11 protein-coding genes and 1 pseudogene are annotated in these 11,114 nt (G+C 68.7%); 8 read left to right on the top strand and 4 right to left on the bottom strand.

What is annotated here, in order from left to right; translation table 11 throughout:
• Positions 1 to 104: 104 nt before the first annotated feature.
• From F3J15_RS35585 to F3J15_RS35620, 8 genes are all read left to right on the top strand, one after another.
• Complete coding sequence (locus F3J15_RS35585; RefSeq protein ID WP_166897208.1) at positions 105 to 611, top strand: RDD family protein; 507 nt, start codon at positions 105 to 107, stop codon at positions 609 to 611.
• A 225-nt stretch (positions 612 to 836) separates the two neighbouring features.
• The gene (locus F3J15_RS35590) at positions 837 to 1,775 is read left to right on the top strand and encodes a UDP-2,3-diacylglucosamine diphosphatase (RefSeq protein WP_069248481.1); all 939 of its coding nucleotides are present in this window, start codon (positions 837 to 839) and stop codon (positions 1,773 to 1,775) included.
• 29 nt (positions 1,776 to 1,804) lie between these two features.
• Entirely contained in the window at positions 1,805 to 2,839 is a 1,035-nt protein-coding gene (locus F3J15_RS35595) for a glycosyltransferase family 1 protein (protein WP_166897211.1), read from the top strand.
• A complete protein-coding gene (locus F3J15_RS35600) occupies positions 2,836 to 3,372 on the top strand; it encodes a diacylglycerol kinase (protein ID WP_069248483.1) in 537 nt (178 codons plus the stop codon). The genes F3J15_RS35595 and F3J15_RS35600 overlap by 4 nt, the downstream gene beginning before the upstream one ends.
• Before the next feature lie 205 nt (positions 3,373 to 3,577).
• Positions 3,578 to 4,336 (top strand): TetR/AcrR family transcriptional regulator, encoded by a 759-nt coding sequence (locus F3J15_RS35605; protein WP_069248484.1) that lies wholly within the window; start codon positions 3,578 to 3,580, stop codon positions 4,334 to 4,336.
• A complete protein-coding gene (locus F3J15_RS35610) occupies positions 4,333 to 4,914 on the top strand; it encodes a TIGR00730 family Rossman fold protein (RefSeq protein WP_069257204.1) in 582 nt (193 codons plus the stop codon). Before F3J15_RS35605 ends, F3J15_RS35610 begins: the two co-directional genes overlap by 4 nt.
• 22 nt (positions 4,915 to 4,936) lie before the next feature.
• On the top strand, positions 4,937 to 5,698 hold the full coding sequence (locus F3J15_RS35615) for an SDR family oxidoreductase (protein ID WP_069248486.1): 762 nt from the start codon (positions 4,937 to 4,939) through the stop codon (positions 5,696 to 5,698).
• A gap of 229 nt (positions 5,699 to 5,927) precedes the next feature.
• On the top strand, positions 5,928 to 7,826 hold the full coding sequence (locus tag F3J15_RS35620) for a glycosyl transferase (protein ID WP_166897213.1): 1,899 nt from the start codon (positions 5,928 to 5,930) through the stop codon (positions 7,824 to 7,826).
• Between the two features lie 185 nt (positions 7,827 to 8,011).
• On the opposite strand, the gene F3J15_RS35625 is transcribed toward F3J15_RS35620, so the two are convergent.
• The 4 genes and pseudogenes from F3J15_RS35625 to F3J15_RS35640 all read right to left on the bottom strand — a co-directional run.
• Positions 8,012 to 8,629: a DUF924 family protein gene (locus F3J15_RS35625; RefSeq protein WP_166897216.1), complete on the bottom strand. Its 618-nt coding sequence runs from the start codon at positions 8,627 to 8,629 to the stop codon at positions 8,012 to 8,014.
• Positions 8,626 to 9,357, bottom strand: coding sequence for an alanyl-tRNA editing protein (locus F3J15_RS35630; protein ID WP_089446123.1), 732 nt, complete (start codon positions 9,355 to 9,357; stop codon positions 8,626 to 8,628). Before F3J15_RS35630 ends, F3J15_RS35625 begins: the two co-directional genes overlap by 4 nt.
• Before the next feature lie 104 nt (positions 9,358 to 9,461).
• Positions 9,462 to 9,872, bottom strand: coding sequence for a group II truncated hemoglobin (locus tag F3J15_RS35635; RefSeq protein WP_089446124.1), 411 nt, complete (start codon positions 9,870 to 9,872; stop codon positions 9,462 to 9,464).
• Between the two features lie 43 nt (positions 9,873 to 9,915).
• Positions 9,916 to 11,016, bottom strand: a pseudogene (locus F3J15_RS35640) (FtsX-like permease family protein); the annotation flags it as partial.
• Positions 11,017 to 11,114 lie beyond the last annotated feature (98 nt).

Here is an 11,114-nt window from a genome sequence, read left to right on the forward strand (position 1 = left end):
CGGTGCCCGCGTCGTCGACGGCCGGCACCGCTTCCGCGCCGGCTGCCGTGGCGCCGGTGTCGCCCGCCGACGCGCCCTCGCTGTTCAAGGGCTCCTGAGCGCCCGTGGCGAACGCCCACGCACTTGAAACCCCGGCCGCCGCGCCGTCCGTGCGGCGGCGTCTCGCCGCCCTGCTCTACGAAGGCGTGCTGCTGTTCGGCGTGGTGTTCTTCGCCGGGCTCGCGTTCAGCCTCGCGACGCAGCAACGCAACGGCCTCGTCCATCACAACCTGCTCGCCGCCTGGATCGCGCTCGTGGTCGGCGCGTACTTCGTCTGGTTCTGGACCCACGGCGGCCAGACGCTGCCGATGAAGACGTGGCGGCTGCGGCTCGAATCGTCGAGCGGCCGGCCGCTGAGCACGGGCCACGCGCTCGTCCGCTATGCGCTCGGCTGGCTGTGGTTCCTGCCGCCGCTCGCGCTGCATCCGCTCCTCGGCCTGTCGGTACCCGTCACGCTCGCGCTCACCGCCGCATGGATCGCCGCATGGGCCGGCGCCGCGCGACTGCACGCCGAGCGCCAGTTTCCGCACGACCGGATCGCCCGCACGCGCGTCGTCGCGATACCGCGCTGACGCGTCGCATTCACCAGACGAAAGCACCGCGCCGAAGCGACTCCCGCCCGGCCCGACAGCCTTGCCGGACAATGGTCGGCTGTTCCGTACGGCACGTTACACAACGCCCCGTCATTCACTGCTAAACACCCTGCAGCGGTCGTAATAAGAACGTCTCGTGACTGTCATGGCACAGTCACGCCCGCATGGCGGAATGCCGGTAATGTCAACCGGCGCGAGTCATGCATGGGCCAGAAAACGTCCGCGACCTCCCTGTTCCGTCACCCCATCGGCGCCCGCGCCGCCACAGCTTTCCTGTCCGGTTCTGCCGCAACCGACGGGCTGGTGTCGCAAGACCCGCCTGCCGGGCACGCCACGCAGCATGACGACCCCGACTCGTCGGCCCACCGCTACCGCACCATCTGGCTGTCCGACATCCACCTCGGCTCGAGCGGTTGCCAGGCGCCGTACCTGCTCGACTTCCTGCGCCACAACGATTCGGAGTACCTGTACCTCGTCGGCGACATCATCGACGGCTGGCAGCTGAAGAAGGGCTGGTACTGGCCGCAGGCGCACAACGACGTCGTGCAGAAGATCCTGCGCAAGGCACGCAAGGGGACGCAGGTCGTCTACATCCCCGGCAACCACGACGAAGGCGCGCGGCAGTTCTGCGATCTCGCGTTCGGCGACATCCAGGTGCGCGGCGAGGCGTTCCACACGACGCTCGCGGGCAAACGTTTGTGGATCGTGCACGGCGACCTGTTCGACGGCGTGATCCAGCACGCGAAATGGCTCGCGTACCTCGGCGACACACTCTACACACTGATCCTCGTGCTGAACCGCTGGTTCAACCGGATCCGCAGCCGGCTCGGCTTCCAGTACTGGTCGCTGTCGCAGTACCTGAAGCACCAGGTCAAGAACGCCGTCAACTTCATCTCCCAGTTCGAGACCGTGATGACCGACGAGGCGCGCCGCCGCGGCTGCGACGGCGTCGTGTGCGGCCACATCCACAAGGCGGAGATCCGCGACATCGACGGCGTGCTGTACTGCAACGACGGCGACTGGGTCGAAAGCCTGTCCGCACTCGTCGAAACGATGGAAGGCGAACTGAAGATCGTCTACTGGACGGTGATGCGCACCGCACCGACGGAGACCACGTCGCGCAAGGCCAAGGCCACTGCCTGACATACCCCTACTTACAGGACAAAGCCGCGATGAAGATCATGATCGTCACCGACGCGTGGGAACCGCAGGTCAACGGCGTCGTGCGCACGCTGAAGAGCACGTCGCGCGAACTCACCGCGCTCGGCCACCGCGTGGAAATGCTGACGCCGCTGGAATTCCGCACGGTGCCCTGCCCGACCTACCCGGAGATCCGCCTGTCGATCCTGCCGTACCGCAAGCTGCGCGCGCGGATCGATGCGTTCGCACCCGACGCGCTGCACATCGCGACCGAAGGCCCGCTCGGCCTCGCCGCGCGACGCTACGCGCGTTCGCGCAAGCTGCCGTACACGACCGCGTACCACACGCGCTTTCCGGAATATGTGCAGGCGCGCTTCGGCATCCCGCTCGCCGCGACCTACCGCTTCCTGCACTGGTTCCACGGCCCGTCGCTCGCGGTGATGGCGCCGACGCCGGTCGTCAAGCAGGACCTCGAGAAATTCGGCTTCACGAACGTCGTGCTGTGGACGCGCGGCGTCGATCTCGACATCTTCCGGCCGATGGAATCGAAGGTGCTCAATACCGCGCGGCCGATCTTCCTGTACGTGGGCCGCGTCGCGATCGAGAAGAACGTCGAGGCATTCCTGCGCCTCGACCTGCCCGGCTCGAAGTGGGTCGCGGGCGAAGGCCCCGCGCTCGCGGAACTGAAGTCGCGCTATCCGGAAGCAAACTATCTCGGCGTGCTGTCACAGGCCGAGCTCGCCAAGGTGTATGCTGCGGCCGACGTGTTCGTGTTCCCGAGTCGCACCGACACGTTCGGCCTCGTGCTGCTCGAAGCCCTCGCCTGCGGCACGCCGGTGGCCGCGTATCCCGTCACGGGCCCGATCGACGTGCTCAGCGGCGGCGACGCCGGCGCGATGCACGAGGACCTGCAGGAAGCCTGCCTCGAGGCGCTGAAGATCGAACGCACCACTGCGCGCGCGTGGGCCGAACGCTTCTCGTGGCGCGCGGCATCCGAGCAGTTCGCGTCGCATCTGAAGCCGCTGCCGAAGACCGCGTACTCGCCAGCAGAAGGTGCCGCCGTTTGAAACGAGACCTGAACGACAAAATCCCGCCCCCAGACGCAACGCCGCAACGGCACCGCCCGTTCGACGAGGAAGAGCCGCACGCCGACGCGGACGTGCATGCGCACGAGCCGCTCGGCCCCGACGATCGGCTCGCACCGCTGCCGCCGAATCCGTACAAGCGCCATCGCGGCATCACGCGCGCCTGGTACGCCCTCAAGCATTCGCTGAACGGCTTTCGCGTGGCGATCCGCGAGGAGAGCGCGTTTCGCCAGGAGCTCACGCTCGCCGCGCTGATGCTCCCGGTCGGCGCATTCGCACCGGTGCCGGCGGCATCGCGCGCGCTGCTGATCGCGTCGGTGCTGCTCGTGCTGATCGTCGAGCTGCTGAACTCGAGCGTCGAGGCCGCGATCGACCGCATCTCGCTCGAGCGGCACGAACTCTCGAAGCGCGCGAAGGACCTCGGCAGCGCAGCCGTGACGGTCGCGCTGTTCGCATGCGTGACGACGTGGGGCTTCGTGCTCGGACCGGTCGTCGCACGCTGGCTCGGCTTCTAGACGGCTGCCCCGCGGGTACATGGCGCACCGCCCGCCTGCGGCGCTGCACCATGCGCCGCGCGGGGCGGCGATCACGAAATGCCCCGATGTGGCGGAACCCCGGTTTATAATCGTCCGCTAGACATAGAACAGCAACCCGCGCCGGACGAATCACGCAGCATCGATTGCAGCGCCCGCCAGTCCGGCACACACAGGGCCGGACGACATGGAAGCGAAACCTCCCCGCCGCACCCGCGAACGGATTCTCGAGTTGTCGTTGAAACTCTTCAACGAGATCGGCGAACCGAACGTCACCACCACGACGATCGCCGAGGAAATGGAAATCAGTCCAGGCAACCTGTACTACCATTTCCGCAACAAGGACGACATCATCAACAGCATCTTCGCGCAGTTCGAACAGCAGATCGAACGGCGGCTGCGCTTTCCCGAAGATCATCGTCCGACGATCGACGAAACCTGGTCGTACCTGCAGTACATGGCCGATTTCATGTGGACCTACCGGTTCCTGTATCGCGACCTCAACGACCTGCTCGCCCGCAACCGCACGCTCGAGACGCACTTCAAGCAGATCATCAGCCACAAGGTGCGCTTCGCGCGCGACATGTGCGAGCTGCTCGTGTCCGACGCGGAAATGGTCGCCACGCCCGCCGAGATCGAAGTCATTGCCACCAACATGGCCGTGATCTCGACCTACTGGCTGTCGTACCAGTACGTGATGCATCCGCGCAAATACAACGACCAGGACGCGATCCGCGAGGAACTGCACCAGGTCAGCATGCACGTGATCTCCGTGATGGCGCCGTACCTGCGCGGCCGTTCGCGCCAGCTGTTCGACGACCTGGTCTCGGGCAAGCTGCCGAAGCGCCAGTTCACCGACTACCTGCCGCCGCGCGACGGCTCGCCGCGCCCCGCCGACAGCCCCGTCGTCATCGGGCAGGCACCCGCCAAGGATTCCAAGCAATGAAGGCAGTCTGCGTTTACTGCGGCTCGTCGCCCGGCGTGCGGCCCGTCTATGCCGATGCCGCGCGCGCATTCGGTCGCGCACTCGTCGATGCGGGCCTCACGCTCGTCTACGGCGGCGGCCGGGTCGGCCTGATGGGCGTGATCGCCGACGAAGTGATGGCGGCCGGCGGCCGTGCGGTCGGCGTGATCCCCGAACTGCTCGTCGACAAGGAAGTCGGCCATACGGGGCTGTCGGAACTGCACGTCGTGCCCGACATGCACCACCGCAAGAAGATGATGGCCGATCTCTCCGACGCGTTCGTCGCGATGCCCGGCGGCGCCGGCACGCTCGAAGAGCTCTTCGAAGTCTACACGTGGGCGCAGCTCGGCTATCACCGCAAGCCCGTCGCGGTCTACAACATCGATTCGTTCTACGATCCGTTGATCGCGCTGCTGCGCCATACGGTCGACGAAGGCTTCATGCGTCCGGCCTATTTCGACGCACTGTGCGTCGAATCGGAACCCGTCGAGCTGATCGAGCGGCTGCGCCGCTACCAGCCGCCCGCCCGCGACAAGTGGGCGCCCGACGCAGCCAAGTAACCGTCACCGGAAACCGCACGCCATGACCGCACCGTCCGATCGCAAGGCCGTCCTCATCACCGGCGCGAGCCGCGGCATCGGCCGCGCGACCGCCGTGCTCGCGGCCGAGCGCGGCTGGGACGTCGGCATCAACTACGCGCGCGACGCGGCGGCGGCCGAACTCACCGCGCAGGCCGTCCGCGACGCGGGCGGCCGGGCGTGCGTCGTCGCGGGCGATGTCGCGAACGAGGCGGACGTCATCGCGATGTTCGACACCGTGACGGCCGCATTCGGCCGCATCGACGCGCTCGTCAACAACGCGGGCATCGTCGCGCCGTCGATGCCGCTCGCCGACATGCCGGCCGACCGGCTGCGGCGGATGTTCGACACCAACGTGCTCGGCGCGTACCTGTGCGCGCGCGAAGCGGCGCGCCGGCTGTCCACCGACCGCGGCGGCCGCGGCGGCGCGATCGTCAACGTGTCGTCGATCGCCTCCCGGCTCGGCTCGCCGAACGAATACGTCGACTATGCGGGGTCGAAAGGCGCGGTGGACTCGCTGACGATCGGTCTCGCGAAGGAACTCGGCCCGCACGGCGTGCGCGTCAACGCGGTCCGCCCCGGCCTGATCGAGACCGACATTCACGCCAGCGGCGGCCAGCCGGGCCGTGCGGCCCGCCTCGGCGCAACGACCCCGCTCGGCCGCGCGGGCGAAGCGCAGGAGATCGCCGAAGCGATCGTCTGGCTGCTGGGCGACGCGGCGTCCTACACGACCGGCGCCCTGCTCGACGTCGGCGGCGGCCGGTAATTCCGCACTGCGGCGCATCAAAAACCGCCGCCCGAAGCAATCCGTCGTCACGACACCACAAATCTCCACAATTCCGTGACACGAACGGTAATCCACCGTAACAATTCCGTGTTCTACTAGCGGATATTCAGACAGGTGTCGTAAACACCTGCCCATTGGCCCTTGATGTGGCCCCAATCGGTCCTGCCCATGTCGCCGGATCGGCTCGACTCGACCCGAGACTCCTTCCATGCCTGGAACCGCAGCGCCTAGCCGGCGACGCACGTCTGTGCCCGCTCCGGCCCAGCACACCCACTCGACCGCCGACGCCGACCTCACCGCCACGCTCGACGCCGCCGGCACGCCCGTCGTCGCCTCGAGCGCCGCCACCCGCACGACGCGCGAACGCTCGCGCCTGCTCGGCTGGCGCACGTGGCTGTTCGTCGCCGCGCTGATCTGCGCGTATACGCTGCCGGGCGTGCTCGGCCACGATCCGTGGAAGCAGGACGAAACCTACACGTTCGGCATCATCCAGCACATGCTCGAGACCGGCGACTTCGTCGTGCCGACCAATGCCGGCCTGCCGTTCATGGAAAAGCCGCCGCTTTACGCGTGGGTCGCGACCAGCCTCGCATGGCTGCTGCAGCGCGTGATGCCGCTGCACGACGCGGCCCGGCTCGCGAGCGCGCTGTTCGCCGCACTTGCATTCGGCTTCATCGCGCGCGCGGCGCGCGTCGCCAGCCGCGCGGACTCCTGGTTCGACCTGCGCGTGATCGGTCCCGTCGTGCTGAGCGCCGGCACGCTCGTCGTCATCAAGCACGTGCACGACATGATGACCGACGTCGCGCTGTTCGCCGGCACGGCAATCGCGTTCTGCGGACTGCTCGAACTCGTGATGCAGCACGTCGCGCGCGCGCAGCAGATGCGGCACGGGCTGCCGGTCCGGCCGCCGGGCCGCTGGGCCGCGCCGATCTTCGGCGCGGGCGTCGGCATTGCGCTGATGACGAAGGGGCTGTTCGTGCCGCTCGTGTTTGCAGCCACGCTCGTCGGCGCGCTGGTGCTCTATCCGGCCTGCCGCACCCGCGCGTTCGCGCGCTCGCTCGGCGTCGCCGCACTGGTGTTCGCGCCGTTCGCGCTCGTCTGGCCGACCGCGCTGTTCCTGCGCTCCGAGACACTGTTCATGACGTGGTTCTGGGATAACAACGTCGGCCGCTTCTTCGGTTTCTCCGTCCCCGAACTGGGCGCGGAAAACGACAAGCCGTTCTTCATCCTGCGCGCGTTCCTGCTCGTCGGCTTCCCGGTCGCGCCGCTCGCGATCGTCGCGCTCGCGCTCGCGCGGGGTGCGTGGCGCGACTGGCGCACGCCGCGCATCGCGCTGCCGGTGATGTTCACGGTCATCGGGCTCGTCGTGCTGCAAGTGTCCGCGACGTCGCGCCAGCTCTACATCCTGCCGTTCTTCGCCCCGCTCGCGCTGGTCGCCGCGCAGGCCATCGACCGCCTGCCGCGCCAGCTGCATCTCGCGTGGGATTACCTGAGCCGCATCCTGTTCGGCACGGCCGCCGCGCTCGCGTGGGCCATCTGGGCGGTGATGGCCGATCCGGCCGCGTCGCGCAAGGATCTCACGCTGCTCGGCCGCTGGCTGCCGCTCGACTGGACGATGCCGATCGAACCCGCGCTGGTGATCGGTGCGCTCGCGCTGACGGTCGGCTGGCTGACGCTGCTGCCAAAGCTGCGCACGACCGGCGTCTGGCGCGGCGCGCTATCGTGGGGCGCCGGCGCACTCGTCGCATGGGGGCTCATTTACACGCTGCTGCTGCCGTGGCTCGACGTCGCGAAGAGCTACCGCTCGGTGTTCGACGACCTGAACGCGCACCTCGCGCTCGAATGGAACGACGGCGACTGCATGGCGAGCCTGCACGGGCTCGGCGAATCGGAAGCGCCGATGCTGTACTACTTCTCCGGCATCCAGCACACGCCGATCGCCGACGCGAAGACGACGCGCTGCACCTGGATGATCGTCCAGGGCGTGCGGGCCGTCGATCCGGCGCCCGGCGACGAATGGAAACTGTTCTGGACGGGCGCCCGCCCGGGCGACAACGAGGAACTGCTGCGCGTGTACGTGCGCACGCCCGAACAGCACGCGGAGTAACGCGGGGAGGCACGGCGCGCCGCCGTGCTTGCGCTCATGCCGGGCGTGGAGCGGTGAGCGCCACCGCCCGAGCAGCGAACCGCCATCCGGAAATACGCGCCGCCGACCGGCGCCCCTTGCCGCCTCCGTGCCCGTGTGACGCCGTGGGCCGCCGCCCTCCCCGCGTCACGCCGCTGCCGGAATCGTCAGAACGAGGAACCGGGCTCGCGAAGAAACGCCGTCTCCTCGTCGCTCGATACCCGACCAAGAATCGCGTTCCGGTGCGGAAAGCGGCCGAAGCGCTCGACGACGGCCGCATGCAGCAACGCGAAGCGGTGATAGCTCTCGCACCCTGCCTCGTCCCGGATGCCCGCGCACAGGCGCACGGCCTCACGCTGGCTCTCGACCGACTCGTCGTGCTCGAACGGCAGATACGCGAACGCGCGGTGATGCCCGCTCGGCAACCGCGCGTCCCAGCCGGCCGCGACGACGCGGCGCGCGAGCGCGAGCGCCTTCGGATCGGCAGCAAACGCGCGCGGCGTGCCGCGATGGATGTTGCGCGAGAACTGGTCGAGCACGACGATCAACGCCAGTGCCCCCAACGGCGAGCCTGCCCAGTGATCGCAAGCGCCGTCGCACGCGGCGTCGAGCAAAGCGCCGTAGCGCGTGCGCAGCACGCCGTCGAACGCCGCGCCACCGTTGAACCAGACCTTGCGGTCCTGCCCGAATTCGGCCGAGCCTGGCTCGCCGAACCAGAAATCCAGAATCTCCCGCGCTTGCGGATCGAGCGCCGCCGCGCCCGCGTGGGTAGTGTCAATCGTCATGCAAACTCCAGTACGAGGCGCCGGGTGCGCGCGCTCTTCTTTTCCAGTTTCGCGACCCGCAGCTCGCCGATTTCGGACGTATTGCGCACATGCGTGCCGCCGCACGGCTGCAGGTCGACCTGCTCGATGCGCAGCAGCCGCACGCGGCCGAGGCCCATCGGTGGCTTCACGCTCATCGTGCGCACGAGATCCGGCCGTGCGGCCATCTCGTCGTCGGTGATCCACTCGGTCGTGACCGGGTGCGCGCCGTCCACCAGGCCGGCGAGGCGCCGCTCGACGTCGTCGCGGTCGATTGCGTCGGACGTCGCGAAATCGAGCCGCACGTAGTCGGCCGTCACGCTGCAGCCGTCGACCGCATACGGCAGCACCGCGCACATCAGGTGTGCCGCGGTATGCAGCCGCATGTGACGATAGCGGCGCAGCCAGTCGATCTCCGCAACCACGCGCGTGCCGGGCTCGAGCGTCGCGACGCTCGCCTCCTGCCCCGGTGCGGGCACGTGCACGGCGTCGTCGGGCGTCGCGCCGTCGAACTTGGCCTTGCGCGTATCGGCAATCGTGATCGTGCTGCCGTCGGGCAGCGTCAGCGTGCCGGTGTCGCCGGCCTGGCCGCCGCCGAGCGGATAGAACACGGTGCGGTCGAGCCGGATGCCGTCGTCGCCGACGGCCAGGACGACCGCATCGCATTGCGTGAGGTACGCGTCTTCGCGAAACAGCGCTTGTGTCGTCATCGGGCGAGCCTCGTATCGATTGGGAAAGCGGCCAGTGTCGCGCCGCGCGGCGCGCGCGCCCAGACGCAGATCGCCCCGCGCGCGGGCGGCGGCGTACCGGTCGATCAACCGGGCCGGTTGCGCATCCAGTCGGCCGTGTCGTAGAACGAATGCATGAGCCGCTCGCGCAGCGGCTCGGGCAGCCCGATGTCCTCCATCGCCCACGCCATGCAGCGCAGCCACTGGTCGCGCTCGACCGACGCGATCGGGAACGGCAGGTGCCGCGCGCGCAGCCGCGGATGGCCGAACCGGCTGATGTAGTGGTCGGGGCCGCCGAGCCACCCGCACAGGAACCAGAAAAACTTGTCGCGTGAACCGTCGAGCGATGCCGGGTGCAGCGCGCGAATCTGCGCGAACTCGGGCTCGAGGTCCATCAGGTCGTAAAAGCGGTCCACCATCTCGCGCACGCGGGCTTCACCACCCACGAGCTCGAACGCCGTCGGTTGCGACGGCGCATCGTCATTCACATCGGTCATACGGATAGTCGGAAAACGGGATCTTCGGGGCTGCCGGCGACGCTCATGCGTCGCGCAGCGACTGCAGCGCGGGGCGCCGCAGCACATTATGCAGGCTCAGCCAGCCGGCCGCACCGGCGCACGCGACGCCGGCCGCGATGCCGGCCGGCACGAGCCACGGATCGACGGCGAGCTGGAAGTCGAACACGCGCGACGCGAGCACCCAGCCGACCGCGATCGCGCCCGCCGATGCCAGCGCACCGGCCAGGGTGCCGACCACGACGAACTCCGCGCGCTGCACCGCGTTGACCTGCGCGCGCGACGCGCCGAGCGCGCGCAGCAGCGCGGCCTCGCGCACCCGCTCGTCGCGCGTGCCGGCAAGCGCCGTGTACAGCACGAGCACGCCGGCCGCGAGCGTGAACATGAACAGGAACTGCACCGCGCCGACCACCTGCAGCATCATCCGCTGCAACTGCGCGAGGATCGGTGCGACGTCGATCGCGGTCAGGTTCGGATAGCGCGCGATCAGCGGATCGAGCAGCGCGGCATTCGATGCCGGCAAATGGAAGCTCGTCAGGTACACGGCCGGGAAATCCTTCAGCACCGGCGGCGGCATCAGCACGAAGAAATTGACGCGGAACGAACCCCAGTCGAGCTTGCGCACGCTGGTGATCGGCGCATCGACCGTGAGCCCCGTCACGTCGAAGCGCAGCACGTCGCCCGGCTTCACGTTCAGCGTCTTCGCCAGGCCGGCCTCGATCGAGATCTGCGGCGTCGCCGCGGTGCCGAACCAGTCGCCTTCGATGATCCGGTTGTCGGACGGCAACTGGGTCGTATAGGACAGGTTGAACTCGCGGTCGACGAGCCGGCGCGCCTCCTCGGACGGGTATGCGTCCGGATTCACCGGCTTGCCGTTGATCGCAACGAGGCGGCCGCGCACCATCGGCTCGGGCACCGCGTCGCGCACGCCGTGCGCGGCCAGATAGGCCGCGACGTCGGCGCGCTGGTCGGGCTGGATGTCGATCAGGAACTGATTCGGCGCATCGGGCGGCGTCGACTGCTGCCAGCCCGCGACGAGGTCGTTGCGCGTGATCGCGATCAGCAGCAGGCACATCAGGCCGAGCGCGAGCGCGGTGATCTGCAGCGCGCTGGCCGTGCCGCGCCTCGGCCGGCGTGAGCGGCGTGTCGAACTGCGCGGTATCGACGCAGCCGGGAATCACGCGCACGCGCGACGGATCGATCCCGTAGCGGTTCGTCAGGATC

It is taken from the genome of Burkholderia sp. Ap-955 (assembly GCF_011753045.1).
GTDB lineage: Bacteria > Pseudomonadota > Gammaproteobacteria > Burkholderiales > Burkholderiaceae > Burkholderia > Burkholderia lata_D.